This is a genomic window from Mesorhizobium sp. P2_B11 (genome assembly GCF_056404855.1).
Genome location: NZ_JBFUDF010000004.1, coordinates 93,210 through 110,456 on the forward strand (window position 1 = coordinate 93,210; position 17,247 = coordinate 110,456).

Sequence of the window (17,247 nt, forward strand, 5' to 3'; positions counted from 1 at the left end):
TCATCTAGAACTGAACCGCGCCGGCGAGCGAAAAGCGGTCGCTGTCCGGCACGTCATCGTCCCGGTGCTGGCGGCCCCATTCCAGCGTCAGGCTGGCATTGGCCGGATTGCCGGCAAGTGCGGTGCCGAGCTTGATGCCGAGACCGTAGGAAGCCCCCGACGTACTGGCCTCTTCGAGCACGGTCGGCATTTCGAGATGCACTTCACCGATGGCGCCGAAAGCATAGGGCGACAGCGAAACGATGCCGCCGCTGAACGGCACGTACCAGGGCGAGGACACCTCACCCCGCAGCACATAGCCGGAGTCCCCCTGCAGCGCGCCGGCATCGAAGCTCGACAGGCCGTTCGCGCCGGTAAGCCCGATCTGTTCGGATTGCAGCAGCGGTTTGCCGAACGACGTCTGCGCGCGGGCGTATAGCTCGAGGCCGAGATGCGTCGCCAGCGGCTGGCTGTAGCTGGCGGATATTTCGAGCTTCTGGAAGTCGGCATCGGCGCCCTGACGCGACAGCGGCAGCAAAGGCGAGGCATCGGCCGCGGAGCGCGCGCCGAGCCCGTCAATGCCGAAGGAGGCCACGACATTGCCGGTGAAGACGCCGCCGAGCGGCGTGAACCAGGTGGCGTCGGTGCCGAACCGAATGATGCGTAGCCGGTCCTCGGCGATCGGCAGCGAAATCGGCGTCACCGCATTGAGAAAGTCGTTCTGCAGGTCGAAGGAGAGTTCGCTGCTCACCGTCAGGTCGCGGCTGCGGATCCAGGGATAGCGAAGCCTGGCCGAATAGCGCTCGAATTCACTGCCGAAGCCGAGCGTGCCGGGCTCATTGGTCGGGTTGGCGCGAGTGCGGGTGGCCTCGAAGTTGAGCGTCAGCCCGTCATAGCCGATCGGCACGACGATGCCGGCGGCATAGTTGCGGTTGCGCGGCGCGTCGGTGAACAGGCCGCTTTCGCCGCCATTGGGGTAACCGCCGATGCGCACATAGACGAGTTCGCCAAGGCCGAGCAACGAGTTGAAGTCGACGCCGACGCCCGTCGACCAGCGCTGCAGCGACGGCGACAGCGAATTGTCCACGGTCACCTGGCCGCCGATCGGGCGATACTTGCCGTCGATGACCAGCACACTGCCGCCCTTGGCTGTACCGGCCTGCAAGGTCGAACGCAGCCTGGCGCCCGGTGTGTCGCCGGCCAGAAGCAGCTTGCGTTCGATCGCCGACAGTTTGACGCCCTTTTGTCCGACGAGCGGCGCAAGCGTCGCCTCGACGCGTCCGCGTATGCGTTCGGGCAGATTGCTGGTGTCGACGCGTTCGAGAAACCCGTCGATGACGACGAGCCGCAGCCGGGCGCCGTCATTGAGGTTCTGCGCCGGCAGCACCACCCGCACCAGCGCATAGCCGGCGCGGCCATATTCAGTTTCGAGCTTTCGCGCCGCGGCGAAGATGTCGGCCGCGCTCACCGTGCGATTCGCCAGGCCGGCAACGATCTTTTGTGTTGCCTGCTCCATGTCGGGCAAACCGCCCTCGACGCTGACCTCGGCGAGCTTGACCCTCAGCTTTGCGGCGCCCGCCGGCGCCTCAAGTCCCGCGGATTCCGGGATGGAGACGCCGGCAGTGTTTCCGGGCGGGGGTGGCCGGAAACTGGGCGGTGTGATCTGGCTGGCGGTCTGGGCGAAGGCGCCGGCGGAAAACCACAGACCGACCAATACCGCAACCAGCAGCAGCAGCCAGAACCGGCGACGGCCAAGCGATCGAATAGCGCGTTGCTGAGGCCAGACGCTACTCGGAACATGGCAGTCTTCGGCCATCATGCCGGTTTCGGGAATGTAATCCACGCAGTCACTCACGGTGCGAGACAGAAGATTTTGGCAAAGCTTCACCCCCGCCGATGCAAGTGCATCGCACGCCAAACCCTGTCGCGGTTTCAAACTCTGTTCCGGAAAGGCCCCCGGCCGATCGGATGCCGCGGAACCTATGCCCGCTCCAGCTAACCGTCAATTCAACCACAGGCTGTCCGGGGTGACTATTATTGGGGTAGGTTTTTCGAACGGTTGCAAGGGTTTAGCGAAATGCGACACGCGCCGGGCGCGATCGGACAAGAGCATTTCCGGGAAAAGTGTGAAGCGGTTTTCCCTAGGAAAAGCGGGTGGCGCTTTCCCCGCGCAATGGCCTCAAAATCAAAGAGATGGAGCCGGTTTCAACGTGTCCGTGGAACGATTTACAGCTCTAGGCCTTTTGTCCGGGTTGGCATGGCTGGACACGTGCGGCTAAGGCTGGAAAATGTGATTGCGTCTTCGCTGCCGGGGGGCTGGCCGGAGGACGAGGAGGATGGCGCTGAATTTCGAATATATTGTCGGCCATCCGGCGCTGCATCGTCATGTCCAGGCGCAGTCGAAGGCGCTGCTGCACATCTATGAAACGAGTCCGCGCCTGGCCGCCGTATTCGCCACGCAACAGCGTTGGCTGCTGGCTCATACCGGCCTTGCCCTGCATTTCGCCCGTGACCCGCGCGATCCCCGCACGGAACTGACCCTCGCCCGCTTCATCGATGCCGTGCTTCACTATTCCGTCGCCAGCCGCAACACGGCCGAGGCCTTCATCAAGGAGATGCTGCACTATCACATCATCGAATATTTGCCGCACACCGGTGACGGACGCGCCCACCCGTTTCAGGTGACGACAGCGACGCTGAAGGAATTCGATGGCTGGGTGTTTGCGCATCTGCGCACACTCGACGGCCTCGACGGCGGGAATCGCCTCGCTTCGTTTCTCGAGCAGCCCGGCATGATTGCCAGGCTGCAGCCGCTGGTGGCGGAAGGCCTGCTCTCCTCCAACCCGGTGCGCGAACCCAAGCAGACCTTCTCGCTGTTCATCTGGCTCAACAATGGCGGCATCGTCATGGATCGGCTGATGTCCGGCATCGATCCTGCCCATGCCGGCCTCGACCAGATCCCGACCAGCGTGGTTTCGATCGGCGAATTCGCCAGTTGGCTAAAACTGTCGCGCACCCACCTGGCGCGCAAATTGCGCGACGCCGAAAAGCTCGGCAGCATCGGCTGGATGGGCCGGCGCGGGCATTCGGTGATGTGGGTCTCGAACAGCTTCTATCAGGAATACATGACCGTGCAGGCCGCCAAGCTTGCGGTCATCGATGCCGCTTTCGAGGCCTGTCGCCCGATGCAGAAGGCTGGCTGAACCTCCACGCTCACAGGTAATCATGCCACTTGCCAGGACCTGCCAGCCCATGGCCGGGATCGGTGGCTCCTCGCCGCCGGGATACGGACATCTGGACACCGGTGTAGAAGCCTGAAAATGTGAGTCCGTGGCTTGGTGGGATCGAGGCACGGGAGACTAATGCTCAATCTGGAAGATATTACCGGTCACCCGGCGCTGCACCGCTGTGTCCGGACACAGGCGCTGGCGATGATCACAGCCTTCAGAGCGGACCCGCGCCGCTCTTCGGTGTTTGCCACGCAGCAGCGTTGGCTGATGGCGCATCTCGGCCTTGCCCTGCATTTCAGGCGCGATCCCGGCGACTATCGCAAGCAGTTGACGACGTCGCGCTTCCTCGACGTCATCGGCCAGCACTCCGTTGCCAGCCGCAACACCGCCGACGCCTTCATCCGTGAGATCCTGCACTATAATTTCATCGAGTATCAGGAAAACAGCGAGGACAGGCGCATTCGCCCAATGAAGCCCACCGCAGCCTCGCTGGAGGCGGTGACCGGCTGGCTTCTTGCCCATCTGCAGACGCTGGACAGTCTGGACGGCGGCAGCCGGCTGGCAGACTTCCTTTGCCGTCCCAACGCCCTCGCGAGCGTACAGCCGCTGATCGCCGACGGCCTGCTATCGTCCAGTCCGGTGCGTGAGCCCAAACAGACCTTCTCGCTCTTCACCTGGCTCAACAATGGCGGCGCGGTCATGGACTGGCTGATCTCTGGCATCGACCCCGACCATGGCGGGCTGGACCGGATCCCGACCGGCGTGGTCTCGATCGGCGACTTGTCCAACTGGCTGACCCTGTCGCGCACCCACCTTGCCCGCAAACTGCGCGACGCCGAAAATCTTGGCAGCCTCGGCTGGGTGGGCCAGCGCGGGCATTCGGTGATGTGGATCTCGAACAGCTTCTACCAGGAATATATGAGCGCCCAGGCCGTCAAGCTCGCCATCATCGATGCCGCCTTCGCGGCATCGTTTCCATCATCAGGAAACGGCTGAACGAGAAAACCCATCCCGATTGCATCGGGACGGGCTGTTCACGAAGCCGCGCTGGAAAATCAGCGCGCCGGAGGTGCGTACATCAGGCCACCGGCATTCCACAGCGCGTTGATGCCACGGGCGATCTTCAACTGGCTGGACTGGCCGAGATTGCGTTCGAATATCTCGCCATAGTTCCCTACCTTGGCAACGATGTTGTAGGCGAAGGCAGGGTCGAGCCCGAGCTGCTGGCCGTTGTCGCCCTCGACGCCGAGGAACCGGCGTACAGTCGGGTTCTGCGACTTCAGGGACGCTTCTGCATTGGCCTGCGTGATGCCCTCCTCTTCCGCCTCGATCAGCGAGAACAGCGTCCAGCGCACAATGTCGAACCACTTGTCATCGCCTTTTCGAACAGCCGGAGCCAGCGGCTCCTTCGAGATTATTTCGGGCAACACCGTGAAAGCAGCGGGATCAGTCAGCTTCAGGCGTTGTGCATAGAGCGCCGAGGCGTCGGTGGTGTAGACATCGCAGCGGCCGCTGTCGAACGCCTTGATCAGGCTGTCGGCGGAATCGATGACGACCCCCTCATATTGCATCTTGTTGGCACTGAAATAGTCAGCGACGTTCTGCTCGGTGGTGGTGCCCTGCTCGAGGCAGACGGTGGCGCCTGAAAGCTTCAGCGCGCTGTCGACGCCGAGGCTCTTGCGCACCATGAAGCCCTGGCCGTCATAGTAGGCGGCGCCGACGAAGCGGATCCCCATGCCGGTGTCGCGCGACAGTGACCAGGTGGATTGCCGCGACAGGACATCGACAGTTCCAGACTGCAGCGCGGTGAAGCGTTCCTTGGCCGATAGCGGCACATAGCTCACCTTGTCGGCGTCGTCGAAGATGGCGGCTGAAATGGCGCGGCAGAAATCGATGTCGAAGCCCCTCCATTTGCCCTCGTCGTCAGGCGCGGAAAAGCCCGTCACGCCCTGGCTGACGCCGCACAGGAGTGCGCCCCTCTGCTTGACGATGTCCAATGTGTCGGCCTTCGCCGGTATGGCCATCGTGGCCAGTGCGAGCGCAAGCGCCGCAATCAGTCTCTGTTTCATGGTTTCCTCCCTTGCTGAGGCAAAGCCTCTCCTCCCGCTGACACTTGAAGCGCCAGACGTTCCTGAAATCACTCTTCCTGTGTTGCGTCCGCGCGGGCGCGCCGCGCGGTTATCCGTCCCAGGTCCCTTCCGCCAGAACCACTGCCAGCGTCTCGTCGAGAACGCCGACCAGATGATCGGCATTGGCGCGGCTGAAGATCATCGGTGGGCGCATCTTCAGCACATTGTCATGCGGCCCCTCGGTGCCGATCAGCACGCCGCGCGCCCGAACCCCGTCATTGACGCGGCGGGCAAGAGCCGTTGCCGGCGCCTTTGTCTTGCGGTCCTCGACCAGTTCGATGCCGAGGAACAGGCCCTGGCCGCGCACGTCGCCGATGACGTCGTAGCGCGCCTGCAAGGCCTTGAACCGGGCGATCAGATAGTTGCCGATTTCCAGCGCGTTGTGCCTGAGGTCGTCGCGCTCGATGACGTCGAGCACGGCGAGCCCGGCCGCACAGGACACCGGGTTGCCGCCAAAGGTGTTGAAGTATTCCATGCCGTTGTTGAACGAGGCGGCGATCTCCGTCGTCGTCACCACCGCCGACATCGGATGACCGTTGCCGATCGGCTTGCCCATGGTGACGATGTCGGGCGTCACCCCTTGCGGTTCGAACGCCCACCAATGGCTGCCGACCCGACCGAAGCCGACCTGGACCTCGTCGGCCGCGCAGACGCCGCCGGCGGCGCGCACCATGGCGTAGACTTCGGCGAGATAGCCGTCCGGCAAAAACACCTGGCCGGCGACGCTCGGGATCGATTCCGCCAGGAACAGGCCCGGCGCCCGGCCCTCTCTTGCCATGGCGGCGATCTGCTCGGCGACGCTCTCGGCGAAGCGTTTTGCGTGTTCCTCGACGGGCCATTCGGCCGGAGCATGGTAGCTGTCGGGAATGGTCGCCTCGAACACATGCGCCGGGCGTCCCTTGCCGCCCTTGCGCTTGTATTTGTAGGGGCTGAGGTCGATCAGTTCCTGCGTGGTGCCGTGATAGCCCCAGTCGAGCACGATCGTTTCGCCGCGGCCGGTATGAGTTCGCGCCATGCGAAGCATCAGGCTGTTGGCCTCGCTGCCCGAGCAGGCGAAGGACGCCACCGACAGGCCGGCGGGTAGCGTCGCCGTCAGGCGCTCGGCATAGGTGACGATGGCGTCGTGCAGGTAGCGCGTGTTGGTGTTGAGCCTGGCCGCTTGGGTGGCGATGGCCGCGACCACATCCGGGTGCGCGTGGCCGAGATGGCAGACATTGTTGAAGCAGTCGAGATAGGCGCGGCCGCGATCGTCGATCAGCCACACCCCATCGCCGCGCACGAACTTGATCGGCTCGGAATAGGAAATGGAAAGATTGGGCAAGAGCGACGCCCTGCGCGCGGCAACGATTTCGGGACGGGACCGTCCGCTCTGGGTAAAGGCCTCGGGTGGAATGCCGGCCAGCTCGGCGGCATCGGGAAACAGCTCCTTCCAGACAGCGAGATAACGCTCTTCGCCGACCCCCAGAATGTCACGGGCGGCGAGGCTGGCGTCCGTCGATATCTGAAAATGCAGATGCGGCGCCCAGCCGCCATTTTCCGTCGGCGCGCCCATCTCTCCAACGAGCGCGCCCGCTTCGAGGCGGTCGCCAGCCTTCAGGCGGCGACCGGCTTCATGCGCCATGTGGCCCCAAAGCGTGATGAAAGGCGGGCAGCCCTGCGGCGCATGCTCCAGCGCCACAAGGCAGCCATAGCCAAGCGGATCCTCTTCGATCTCGACGCTTCTGACGATAGCCGCGAGCGGCGTGTAAAGCCGCGTGCCGGCCGGCATGAAGAGATCGAGGCCGAGATGATTGGCGCGCCGTATGCCTTCGACGAACCGCGACTCGAACATCTCGCCGGCATAGACCGTGCGCGCCTCGCCCCAGGGTCCGATGCCGAGTTCGATGCCATGCTCGGCACAGTAGGCGTCCCACCAAGCGGTGGCCTTGTCGGGCTGCTGCGCGGCTGACGTCACCGTCATCGGGTTCTGCGGATCGCCGTAGGGCACCAGCGCCTTGGCAAGCGTTGCTGAATGGCGATCGAGCATCGGCGCAAGCTGCGCGCGGTTTGCCGCGATCCAGCCGGTCACGGCGCGGGCGCCGTGCACGGCTTCGAAGCCGCAGGCATGGCGCAGGATGGCCGTGGCGAAACGCCGGTTCATCCGGCCCAGGCGATGCAGCAGCCGCCAGGCCGGCGCTTCCGAGATCGACAGATAGGGATTGTCGGCAGTGCGGTCCTTGCGCGCCGCCGAAATGGTCACCGAAGTGACAAGGCGCATAACGATGAGATCGAAGAGCAGGTCGAGCTCTTCCTCACGCAGCGGATACTGCGCATGAAAACCGGCGGCAAGACGCGCAGCCGCTCCGATCGGATCCTCCGCATCGAGAATGGCGTAGGCGCAGGCGACGGCAACCTCGCCGATCAGCACGCTGTGCAAGGCGTCGCCGAAATCGATAAGCCCGGTGACATGCTCGAGCCTTTCAAGGTCTACCAGCCCGTTCCAGTCATTGGCGTCATTGTGGATGACCTGCGCCCTGAGCGTCGGCAGCCGGGGCGCCACCACGGCGTCGAAATGATCGAGGAACCGCTCCAGCAAGGCGCGGTCCTTGCTGTCGTCGATGAAATGCAGGCGTTGCCGTGAGTCGCCTGCGCGGCGGATATCCCAATCGAACGAGCGCAGCGCGCCGGGATGAATAAAGCCTTGCAAAGCGCGGTCCAGCCGCCCAAGCGCACCGCCGAGGCTCTCCAGCAGCGTTGGCGTAGACTGGCTCTCCGCCAGCGGCCGGCCGGCAAGCCAGGAGACCGTACGCAAAGCGTGGTCTTCACCGCCGGCACCGGCGACATGAGCAAGTGAGGCGCCATCCACCGTCTTCCTGAGACGCGGGACAGTGAGATCCGGAGCGTTGCGCGCGAGATGATCGAACAGCGCGGTCTGAAACTCGCTTTCCACGATCGGCTCGCTGGCATTGACGATCTTGAGAATCCACACCGAACCATCAGACGCCGTTAGCTTGAAATTCTGGTCGCGCTCGCTGTCGAGCGGCGTGACCGTTCCCGTCAGGCCGAAGTGCCGTGCGGCCAGGTCGATGGCCGCGCTCTGCGAAAAGTGAGGTGCCGGGTGGGAAACGTCAGTCATGAGAAATCCGGTTCTGCTTTTCCGAAGCTTGGCACGGGCCAAAAAATCGGGCATCCGACAAAGCGTCGGTTATGCCGGCACAATGACGGCTTTGACCGGCACTTTAACGGAACCGCCTGGAGCGCGATGCGATGAGGGAACTGGACGCCAAGGACCGGGACATTCTCGCCATCCTGTCGAAGGAAGCCCGCATCCCGCTGAAGACGCTTGCCGGGCGAATCGGCCTGTCGCGCAGCGCCACGAGCGAACGCGTTACGTCGCTGGAAAAGAGCGGGGTGATCCGCGGCTATCGCGCCGATATCGGCCAGATGGACGCCGGACTGGTCTGCGCTTTCCTTCTGGTCACGCTGATCCGCACGCCGTCGATCGGCATTCTCGACCAGTTGGCACGCTATCCGGAAGTGAGGCGGGTATCATCACTGAGCGGCCAACTCGATCTCATCGTCGAGGTCGAGGTGCCATCCATCGACCGGCTTAACACGCTGCGCGATCTCATTGCCAGCCATGCCGGCGTCGAGGACCTGACGACCGCAATCGTCCTGCGCCGGGATATTGAGCGCGCGGTAGACTGAGGGCGTCCGCGACAGTGGTCGCGACGCCGGCAAGGCTTTTAGTGAGGGGCTTCCGACAACGCCCCACGGCGTTGTCGGAAGCGATCTTTTCTCAGTCGATGTCGAACGACACGCCCTGGGCCAGCGGCAGCGCCTTGGAATAGTTCACCGTGTTGGTGGCGCGGCGCATATAGGCCTTCCATGCGTCCGAACCGCTCTCGCGGCCGCCGCCGGTCTCCTTCTCGCCGCCGAACGCGCCACCGATTTCGGCGCCCGACGTGCCGATGTTGACGTTGGCGATGCCGCAATCCGAGCCGTCGACGCCGAGGAAGCGCTCGGATTCCTGCAGATCGCGGGTGAAGATCGACGACGACAGCCCGGCGCCGACCGCATTGTGCTCGTCGAGCACGGCGTCGAAGTCGGAGTATTTCATGACATAGAGGATCGGCGCGAAGGTCTCTTCGGTGACGGGAGCCACCTGCTTCGGCATTTCGACCAGCGCCGGATGGACGTAATAGGCGTCGGGATGGCCGTTCTCGACCCGCGTGCCGCCGGTCACCTTGCCGCCATGGGCGGAGGCTTCCTTGAGCGCCTTCTGCATGGCGTCGAACGCCGCCTTGTCGATCAGCGGACCGACCAGCGAGGACGTCTCCAGCGGGTTGCCGACCGAGACGCTCTGATAGGCCTTCTTCAGCCGCGGCAGCAGCGCATCATAGACGCTGTCATGCACGAACAGGCGCCGCAGCGTCGTGCAGCGCTGGCCGGCGGTGCCCATGGCGCCGAAGGCGATGGCGCGTAGCGCCATGTCGAGATCGGCTGTCGGACAGACGATGCCGGCATTGTTGCCGCCGAGCTCCAGCACGGCGCGGGCAAAGCGCTTGGCCAGCCTTGGGCCGACATCCCGGCCCATGCGGGTCGAACCGGTGGCCGAGACGAGCGGCACCTTCGGGTGGTCGACCAGGATTTCGCCGACGGCGCGGTCGCCGATCAGCACCGGCGCCAACCCTTGCGGCGCATCCGCGCCGAAGCGCTTGACCGCGCGGGCAAAAATCGCCTCGCAGGCGAGCGCCGTCAGCGGCGTCTTTTCCGACGGCTTCCACACCACGGCATCGCCGCAGACCAGCGCGAGCGCCGCATTCCACGACCACACCGCGACAGGGAAGTTGAAGGCCGAGATGACACCGACGACGCCTAGCGGATGCCACGTTTCCATCATGCGGTGGCCCGGACGTTCGGTGGCGATGGTCAGGCCGTACAACTGCCGGGAGAGGCCGACGGCGAAATCGCAAATATCGATCATTTCCTGCACTTCGCCGAGGCCTTCGGACGGGATCTTGCCGACCTCGATCGACACCAGCCGGCCAAGCTCGACCTTGTGCGCGCGCAATTCCTCGCCGAGCAGCCGCACCAGTTCGCCACGCCGCGGACCCGGCACCATCCGCCAGGCCTGGAACGCCGCGTGCGCGGCATCGATGGCCTTGGCCGCCTCAGCCGGTGAAATCGTCTTCAGCGCTGCGATCTGCTCGCCCGTCACCGGGCTGCGCACGATGAGGTCGCCGCCGGTCAGCGCGTCCTTGGCCACGCCCAGTTTCGCCAGAAGTTCAGCCGTTTCCTTCGCTATCGTCATTTTTATCCCTTTCAGATCCGCCCGCCATCATGTGGCGGCGGTCAAGCCTTCGTGCCATGTCGCCCGCGTGCCGCAGGCACGTCAGGCGCTGTCATGGCGTGGCATTACTCGTTTCAGGGGAAAATCGCCACCCCGGCATGGTCCAAGCCGGGATTGCACGATTGAGCCAGCAGGCTTCAGTGCGCAGTCTTCGCAGGCGCCTTCACGGCGCCGTCCCGCATCAACCGGTCGATATGCATGCGGATATGGGCGGCTTCCGCCGCCGTGTTGGCCAAAGCAATCGCACGGTCAAAGGCGACACGCGCCTCCTCACCACGGTCAAGTTGCATCAGCAACCCACCCTTGAGGCCGAAGAAGTGGAAATAGCCGGAGAGCCGCTCGCCAAGCGGCTCGATCATGGCAAGCGCGGCTTCCGGGCCGCGCACCTTGGCGACTGCAACCGCGCGGTTCAGCGTCACCACCGGCGATGGCTGCATCCTTTCCAGCAGGCTGTAGAGCAGATCGATCTCGGCCCAGTCAGTCTCCTCGGGCGTTGCCGCCCGCGCATGCAATGCCGCAATCGCCGCCTGCACCTGGTAGGGCCCAGGCTTCTGGTGGCGCAACGCCTTGTCGACCAATGCCAAGCCTTCGTCGATCATCTTACGGCTCCACAGCGAGCGGTCCTGGTCGTCGAGCAGCACGATCTCGCCGTTTTCATCGAAACGCGCCGGGGCGCGGGCATGCTGAAGCAGCATCAGTGCGGTCAAGCCCATGATTTCCGGCTCGGTCTGGAACAGCCTGAGCAGCAGGCGTGCCAGCCGGATCGCTTCCTCGCAAAGCGGCGCCCGCGCCGGCGCCTCGCCGCTGTTGGTCGAATAGCCCTCGTTGAAAACCAGATAGACCATGGCCGCAACGGCGGCGAGCCGCTCCGAACGCTCGACCGCGCCTGGCGTCTCGAACGGAACGCCGGCGTCGGCAATGCGCGCCTTGGCGCGGGTGATGCGCTGCTCCATGGCGCTTTCGCCGACCAGGAAGGCGCGCGCGATCTGCTTCACGGTGAGCCCGGAGACGATGCGCAACGCCACCGCGATCTGCTGTGTCGCCGGAAGATCGGGATGGCAGCAGATGAATAAGAGCCGCAATATATCGTCGCGGTAATGCGCGCCGTCCAGCCGCTCGGCAATATCGCTCTCGGCGTCTTCGAGGTCCGAAATCTGGTCCTCTTCGGGCATCGGCGCCTGCTTGGCGCGCTTGCGCACCGCATCGATGCCGGTGTTGCGGCCGACAAAGATCAGCCAGGCCGCCGGATCGCGCGGCGGCCCGTTCTGCGGCCAGTTCTTGAGTGCCCTCAGGCACGCGTCCTGGAAAGCTTCCTCCGCCGTATCGAGATCGCGGAAATAGCGCAGCAGCGCACCCATCGCCTGCGGCCGGGCGGCTGAGATTGCGGAGCTGATCCAGGAAAGGTCGGTCATTTCAAAACTCTGGTTGGGTCGAAGACGGAAACCGGTCGGATCTCATAGGATCCGCCGCTCGGATTGACCTCGGACAGCTCGCGCGCGAAGTCGACGGCCTCATCGAGATCGGCGCATTCGAGCGTGTAGAAGCCGAGGAACTGCTCCTTGGTCTCGGCAAACGGACCGTCGATGACGACCGATTCGCCCTTAACCTTGCGCAGCGTCGTCGCCGCGGTGGTCGGCAAAAGCCGCGCCACCGGGCCAAGCCGGCCGGCGTCCGCGTATTTTTGCTGCACATTCAGGAGTTTCGCCATGACCTCGTCATCCTGTGCCTTGCTCCAGGAGGAGACGACATCTTCGGAGGCATAGCAGAGGATAGCGTAGAGCATGGGACGTCCTTTTCTCTCATCAAAGGACGAAACAGTAGGGCCTATGCCGACATGGCGTCGACAAAAAAGTTAGTGCAACTTTTCAACCTTCGCTGGCCTTCAACCACCGCAGCACCAGCGCCTCCTCGTCATCGAGACCGTCTATGGATCGCTTGCGCTTGTTGGCCTCGGTCATTTCGTCGAGCAGCCGCCCTTCCACCCAGGCTTCGAAGACTTGCGGATGGATGTAGCATTTGCGGCAGACGGCGCGCGTATTGCCCAACCGCTCGGCCACCTTGTCGATGACGCCATTCATCACCCGCTTCACCCCGGCCTGGCTTTCGGGAAGCTCCGTCTGCGCAAACAGCGACGCGGCATGGATGGTACCGCCCCAGGTGCGGAAATGCTTGGAGCTAAAATCGGTGCCGACCGCCTCGCGGATGTAGCGGTTGACGTCGTCGGAGCGCACCGGATGCCTCGCCCCGTCCTCGTCCAGATACTGGAACAGCTTTTGCCCCGGTATATCCTGCGCGCCGCGCACGACGTGAGCGATGCGGCGGTCGACCAGCTTCAACCTCCATTCCTTGCCGGATTTGCCGGTGAAGGCAAAGCGCAGGCTCGATCCATTGATATCGACGTGACGATCACGCAGCGTCGTCAGCCCAAAACTCTTGTTGTCCCGGGCGTAGGCGGCATTGCCGACCCGGATCATGGTGTTGTCGAGCAGCCAGACCACCGCCGCCACGACGCGCTCCGCCGGCAGGCCGTGGCGGCGCAGATCGGCATCGATGCGGCGGCGCAGTTCCGGCAGGCTTTCGGCAAAGGCGACAAGGCTCGAATATTTGGCGCCGTCACGCTCTTCGGCCCACAGCGGATGGTAGCGATACTGCTTGCGCCCGCGCTGATCGCGGCCCGTCGCCTGGATATGGCCGGCGGGATCGGGCGAGATCCACACATCCGTCCATGCCGGCGGAATGGCCAGCGCCTTGATGCGGGCGATTGCCGCCGCTCTGACGGCCTGCCTCTGCGGACCCTTGTACGAAAATCCCTTGCCAGCCTTCAGGCGGCGGATACCCGGCTCGCTATCGCTGACATAGGTCAGCGAGGCCTGATCGGCTGAGGCCTGCGCGCCATTCTTCGGCGCCCCGTTCTTTCGTGCAAGCTCCCCGGCCGCCGATGACCCGGATAGCGACGCGGATTTGTCCAGCATGCCCTCTCCCACGGAATTTTTCCCGTAGATAAGCTGCGGGACCGGCAGCTGGTTCCACCGCGTTGCTATGGAATGTCGTCGGGTCCACCAGCCGACACGTCGGCCATCCAGAGGCCGCCATCGTCGACGTGAGGCGGATGGTAGTCGCGCCCGGGCGGAATCTGTTCGAACACGGCCCCTGCCTCATCGGCAAGGTAGTCATAGCCCACATCCTGCAGGAGGCCTTTTGGATCGAGGTGGTCGTAGAGATTGCGGCGGGCGACCCGCCGCTTCGGCTCCACCATTTTCAGATGATAGAGGTTGAGCCCGCTTTTGCGGGCCTTGAAACCAAGATCGGGAGGATACCAGAGCCCATGCAGGTCCTCTGGTCGGTACTTCGCCGGATCGTAAGCTCTGAACAGACGATACTGGAACTTTTCGGCCCACAGCCCGTCAACCCGGTACTCGGTCGGCGAGTACAATTCGCGGAGCCGGAACCCCCAGGCCATGCGCCTGTAGTCCCCCGTCAACTGTCCGACCCGCTCCGCGGTACCGCGTTCCAGCCGCTCATCGGGATCAATAGCCAGGATCCAGTCGGCGGCAGCTTCATGCGCTGCTTCGAGCAAGATTCGCCGCCGCTGCGGCTCGCTGCTGAACACGCCGGTCGCCCCGCGATCGTCATAGGCAATCCAGCCGTCGACGACCGGATCGATATTGGTGATCAGATCGGCAACCAGATGCGCGTCATAGCGATAGCTGAAAACTGCGATCGTTCTCTGCCGCGTCCAAAACAGTCGGCTCCGTCGCCAGCGTCGAGGCTTGATTTGGCTCGTTATCATTTTCGTGTTGCCGCTTTTACGCGATTTCGCACGCCAATATAGACGCCCACGGATTTGACCAGCAGGGCAAGCCAGACAATTGGCATCGACATCATCGCGAAAGTTCGATCCCGATCGGAAAGCCCGATCTTCGCCAGCTTGCGGGCATTGCGCCGATCGCGAAACGTGTCGCGAAAACACCGAAACGGCGTGTTTGGGGCGGACGCTGCGAGGTAATCGCCGCGGCGACAGCCGCGCCTGTACTGATCGGCAAGCAATCTGGACAGCCGGGTTTCGTTGCGATGAACGGTTTGCACCTTAGGCTCCCAGACCGGCTGCAATTCCGGCGGCAGCCGTTCCAGGAATTCGGTGTCTTCGCCAGCAGGCATGGTTTCATCGAACAAGCCATACTCATCGAACAGCCGCCGATCGAATGACACGCCGTAACGCAGCGCACGATCCGACGGCAGACCGGGAAGCCGCCGCATGAACATGATCAGATGAGCCGCACAGGCGATCAGATTGCGCGGATGGCTGTTCACCATGGCGCTCGCCACGGCGCGGTCGCCAGCCAGATGCCGCTGCATCCGTGCCTCGGCCCAGCCCGGACAGGCGAGGCAATCATCGGCAAGAAAGGCAACGAAAGGCGCTTTCGTGGCCGCGATGCCGAGATTGCGGGCTGCGCCGACAAACAGCCTTCGACCGACCTCGATCACTGGCACCTTGACTCCGGCGCCGGTCAGCAGCGCCAGCACCTCACCTCCGCCCGAGTTGACGACCATGATCTCGAGCGGCGCATTCTGATCCAGCAGGGATGTCACCGCCTCGACGATGTGAGCCGGCGCGCGGTAGCCGATGACAATGACGGCAAGCTGCGGCGGGGCTGGGTCAGGCACGTTGCAACTGGGCGCGCGGAGAGGAGAACCAGCGCCGCAGCGCCAGCTTCAGCTGGTATCGCCTGCAACGCCAGGTGTTCGACCGCACCTTCGGCGCCGCCGCAGCGATCCTCAGGAACCGCGCCGCCGTCTCCAGATCGCCGCGCGCATAGTGAACCCGGGCGATCTTGAGGGCGACCAGCCCTTCCCTGGTCTTCAGCGACGATAGTGGGATGCCGCAGTCAGCCAGCTCGCGCAGCGCAAGCCGCCAGTCGAGAAAGCGGCGCGCCGGCCTGGTGATGAAGCGATCATCGGAACGCACTGCCGAAACGTCGTAGATCATGACGGGATGCACGATCAAGGCGAGCGACGCCCTGCCCATCAGCCTGGCCCAGAACAGCGTGTCCTCGTCATAGGCAAGCCCGGTCGGGAAGCGCGTGTCGCCGACGACGCGCCGGGAGACCAGCGCACTGCCCACGGCGATCGAGCGAATGTGACCTTCCAGATAGGCCGAGGCATTGGCTATGCCGTCTTCTGCGTAGCCGGCCGGAAGCTTGAGGTTCCGATCCGCGCCATCGGTGCGCCGACGGTAGGCGCCGACCACCATGTCGGCGGTCGGCTGCTCCCCCGCCCGGACCAGCATCGACCGCAGCCCGCCCTCCAGATGCAAATCGTCGGCGTCGATCAGGTAGACCCAGGAGCATTGCGCCTGCGCCAGCGCCACATTGCGGGAGCCGCCCGCTTCCCGGCAGCTGCTCTTGAGCACGCGCAACGGCAACGAGAATTGCGTGGCGGCATTCAGCGCAGCCTCTGCCGTCCCGTCCGACGAGGAATCGTCGACCAGCAGCACCTCGCCGATCACCTCGGCTTCAGAACGAAGCGAGGCCAGCGTGGCCGCTATGGTTGCCGCCGCATTGTGTGCCGGGATGATGACACTGATTGCCGTCAATACCGAACTCCGCATCGGCATGCCTGCCGACCGATCCTCCCCGAAGTATCGACCGAGCATAACCGGCATGGCCGTTGTTGAGAAGCTGTGCTTCGAGGCTCAGGCCTTCTCGAGCGCAACCGGGATGACATCGACCGCCTGATCGCCGACCTGACCACCGGTGGTTTTCAGCACGCCGACGATCGGCGCCACGTCGGAATAGTCGCGGCCGTAGCCGACGGTAATGTGGTCGTTGCTGGCCCGCATGCCGTTGGTCGGGTCGAATTCCTGCCAGCCGGCATCGCGCCCGCACCACACCTTGACCCAGGCGTGCATGGCATCGGCGCCTTCGAGCCGCGGCTTGCCCTTCGGCGGAATGGTGCGCAGGAAGCCGCTGACATAGCCGGCGGGGATGCCCAGCCCGCGCAGGCCGGCGATCATGATGTGCGAAAAATCCTGGCAGACGCCGCGCTTCAGACGGAAGGCGTCGCTGGCCCTGGTATGAACGGTGGTCGCCTCACCATCATAGGTGAAGTCGCGGTGGATGCGGTTGCACAAGTCGATGGCCGTGCCGACGGTCGAGCCACTGGCGCTGCCGCGTGCATAGGCGGTGATCGCCGCATCGATGCCGGCATGATCGCTGGCCGTGAGAAAGTGATGTGGCGCGTCAGGCGCCAGTGACCGCACCGCGCCGAGTTCTTCCCTCAGCCGCTGCAAATCGGGCGACACGTCGAGCCCAGGCTCCGGCCGCGACACCGACACGCGCGCGCTCATTCGGATGTCGAGCCCGTCATGGACATCGCGAAAGGCGATCGTGGTGACGTTGTTGCCGAAGAAATCGGCAAAATCCGTGCGCTCGGACGGCGTCGGCACAAACGACAGCGAGGCGGCGACCACGCGCTGCACGCCGGCAATGGTCTGCGGCAAGACACGCACCTGATGCCGGCTGCCGCCGGCCGCGGCGTCATAATCGTAGCTGAGATGAAGCCTGATATCGTACAGCAT

General features: G+C 64.2%; 14 protein-coding genes. 3 read left to right on the top strand and 11 right to left on the bottom strand.

The genetic code is table 11. From position 1 onward, the window contains the following. Window positions 1-4 precede the first annotated feature (4 nt). Window positions 5-1,822: a ShlB/FhaC/HecB family hemolysin secretion/activation protein gene (locus tag AC1DYJ_RS14000; protein WP_477426118.1), complete on the bottom strand. Its 1,818-nt coding sequence runs from the start codon at window positions 1,820-1,822 to the stop codon at window positions 5-7. Between the two features lie 493 nt (window positions 1,823-2,315). On the opposite strand from AC1DYJ_RS14000, the gene AC1DYJ_RS14005 reads away from it, so the two are divergent. Next, window positions 2,316-3,182 (top strand): hypothetical protein, encoded by an 867-nt coding sequence (locus AC1DYJ_RS14005; RefSeq protein WP_477288195.1) that lies wholly within the window; start codon window positions 2,316-2,318, stop codon window positions 3,180-3,182. A 159-nt stretch (window positions 3,183-3,341) separates the two neighbouring features. Beyond that, complete coding sequence (locus AC1DYJ_RS14010; protein ID WP_477288197.1) at window positions 3,342-4,205, top strand: hypothetical protein; 864 nt, start codon at window positions 3,342-3,344, stop codon at window positions 4,203-4,205. 59 nt (window positions 4,206-4,264) lie between these two features. Here AC1DYJ_RS14010 and AC1DYJ_RS14015 read toward each other — a convergent pair whose 3' ends face one another. Next, window positions 4,265-5,278: an amino acid ABC transporter substrate-binding protein gene (locus AC1DYJ_RS14015; RefSeq protein WP_477288199.1), complete on the bottom strand. Its 1,014-nt coding sequence runs from the start codon at window positions 5,276-5,278 to the stop codon at window positions 4,265-4,267. Between the two features lie 109 nt (window positions 5,279-5,387). Then, the gene (locus AC1DYJ_RS14020; RefSeq protein ID WP_477288201.1) at window positions 5,388-8,453 is read right to left on the bottom strand and encodes an aminotransferase class III-fold pyridoxal phosphate-dependent enzyme; all 3,066 of its coding nucleotides are present in this window, start codon (window positions 8,451-8,453) and stop codon (window positions 5,388-5,390) included. A 131-nt stretch (window positions 8,454-8,584) separates the two neighbouring features. Between AC1DYJ_RS14020 and AC1DYJ_RS14025 the strand changes: the two genes are divergently transcribed. Then, window positions 8,585-9,025 carry an Lrp/AsnC family transcriptional regulator gene (locus tag AC1DYJ_RS14025; protein WP_477288203.1) on the top strand — a complete coding sequence of 147 codons (441 nt, stop codon included), beginning with the start codon at window positions 8,585-8,587 and terminating at the stop codon, window positions 9,023-9,025. A 91-nt stretch (window positions 9,026-9,116) separates the two neighbouring features. On the opposite strand, the gene amaB is transcribed toward AC1DYJ_RS14025, so the two are convergent. The 8 genes from amaB to AC1DYJ_RS14065 all read right to left on the bottom strand — a co-directional run bounded on the left by amaB (window position 9,117) and on the right by AC1DYJ_RS14065 (window position 17,247). Next, window positions 9,117-10,631: an L-piperidine-6-carboxylate dehydrogenase gene (gene amaB / locus AC1DYJ_RS14030; RefSeq protein WP_477288205.1), complete on the bottom strand. Its 1,515-nt coding sequence runs from the start codon at window positions 10,629-10,631 to the stop codon at window positions 9,117-9,119. A gap of 176 nt (window positions 10,632-10,807) precedes the next feature. After that, window positions 10,808-12,082, bottom strand: a complete 1,275-nt coding sequence (locus tag AC1DYJ_RS14035) for an RNA polymerase sigma factor (RefSeq protein WP_477288207.1) — start codon at window positions 12,080-12,082, stop codon at window positions 10,808-10,810. Then, window positions 12,079-12,453, bottom strand: a complete 375-nt coding sequence (locus AC1DYJ_RS14040; RefSeq protein WP_477288209.1) for a YciI family protein — start codon at window positions 12,451-12,453, stop codon at window positions 12,079-12,081. Before AC1DYJ_RS14040 ends, AC1DYJ_RS14035 begins: the two co-directional genes overlap by 4 nt. Window positions 12,454-12,535: 82 nt before the next feature. Next, window positions 12,536-13,642 carry a DNA topoisomerase IB gene (locus AC1DYJ_RS14045; RefSeq protein ID WP_477288211.1) on the bottom strand — a complete coding sequence of 369 codons (1,107 nt, stop codon included), beginning with the start codon at window positions 13,640-13,642 and terminating at the stop codon, window positions 12,536-12,538. Window positions 13,643-13,707: 65 nt separating this feature from the next. Then, window positions 13,708-14,460, bottom strand: a complete 753-nt coding sequence (locus AC1DYJ_RS14050; RefSeq protein WP_477288213.1) for a hypothetical protein — start codon at window positions 14,458-14,460, stop codon at window positions 13,708-13,710. Beyond that, window positions 14,457-15,335: a glycosyltransferase family 2 protein gene (locus AC1DYJ_RS14055; protein ID WP_477288215.1), complete on the bottom strand. Its 879-nt coding sequence runs from the start codon at window positions 15,333-15,335 to the stop codon at window positions 14,457-14,459. Before AC1DYJ_RS14055 ends, AC1DYJ_RS14050 begins: the two co-directional genes overlap by 4 nt. After that, window positions 15,328-16,263, bottom strand: a complete 936-nt coding sequence (locus AC1DYJ_RS14060; protein WP_477288217.1) for a glycosyltransferase family 2 protein — start codon at window positions 16,261-16,263, stop codon at window positions 15,328-15,330. Before AC1DYJ_RS14060 ends, AC1DYJ_RS14055 begins: the two co-directional genes overlap by 8 nt. Window positions 16,264-16,362: 99 nt before the next feature. Then, window positions 16,363-17,247 carry a transglutaminase family protein gene (locus AC1DYJ_RS14065; protein ID WP_477288219.1) on the bottom strand — a complete coding sequence of 295 codons (885 nt, stop codon included), beginning with the start codon at window positions 17,245-17,247 and terminating at the stop codon, window positions 16,363-16,365.